Below are 1042 nucleotides of genomic sequence, written 5' to 3' on the forward strand. Positions count from 1 at the left end.
TATATCGGCGGTCGTTAGGAGGTCGTCAAAAGTCCGATAAGAAAAGCCCTCTTGCGTCGCAAAATCGGAATCCGGCACGATGTCAAATGCACAAACATGCATGCCAAACCCGTGAGCAATGCGGACGACATGCCGCCCGATGGCGCCGGTGCCCACCAGGCCTAGTGTCTTACCGGCGAGATCGAAGCCCGTCAGTCCGGCAGGAGAGAATGGCCCTGAGCGAGCGCGCTCCACCGCCTCTAGCAAGCGATGGCTGAGTGCAAGGAGGAGGGCGAATACATGTTCGGCGACGGTATTTTCGCCATAGACCGGTACATTGCAGACAAGAATGCCGCGTTCGGCGCACAGGGCGGTGTCAATGTGGTCAAATCCTGTCGATCGCGTCGCGATCAATTTGAGCGCTGGCAGCTGATCCAGAACCACGCGATCAATCGCCGAATTTATGAAGGTAGAAACAATCTCAGCATCAACGAAGGCGCCGGCATTTCCAGCCGAGAGAACCTCATCTGTCAGTCTCAGACTGTTGCCTGGCTTCAGACTGTCAAACATTGCCGCATCACGCGGCTCTATTTCGAAAAACCCGATTTGCATCACGCTGAACCATGCTCCTCGACGGCGATAACCTTTATGAAACTGAAGCCGAACCGCCGCGGATTCAGCTCGTTCTTTCGCAGAGGCGGCCCGGGCGATCAGGGGCCTTCCCGGTGCGAACTCGCTCTTTTGGCTCAAAGTAAAGACGGTTTTTCTCGACGCCTGAGCTCAGCATGTTTCATGATCGACTAATACAGATACGCGGCGGTGGTCCGGCCCACTCAAACGCAGACGAAATTTTTCACAAGGCATGATTGTGCGCAGATGTGATCACCATCACGCATCGTGGTGGTTTCATACGACCAGAACAATTTGCGCTTATCAGGACACGTTGATCGATTGCGGGCTTGGCCAAGGGATGAGCGCCAACCAGACGTATCTGACTGTGTGGACAAAGCCCCTTTCATTCCGGATGCGCAAGCAGCCACCGCAGACGCCGGCCATCTGCCTG

The 1042-nt window shown here is 55.5% G+C and carries 1 protein-coding gene; it reads right to left on the reverse strand.

Translation table 11 applies throughout. The annotated features are described in order from the left end of the window. Positions 1-729: NAD(P)-dependent oxidoreductase (locus HOC_RS20545; RefSeq protein WP_277813069.1), on the reverse strand; the 729-nt coding region annotated here is incomplete at its 3' end. Between the last annotated feature and the right edge of the window lie 313 nt (positions 730-1042).

The organism is Hyphomonas oceanitis SCH89 (assembly GCF_000685295.1).
Classification (GTDB): domain Bacteria; phylum Pseudomonadota; class Alphaproteobacteria; order Caulobacterales; family Hyphomonadaceae; genus Hyphomonas; species Hyphomonas oceanitis.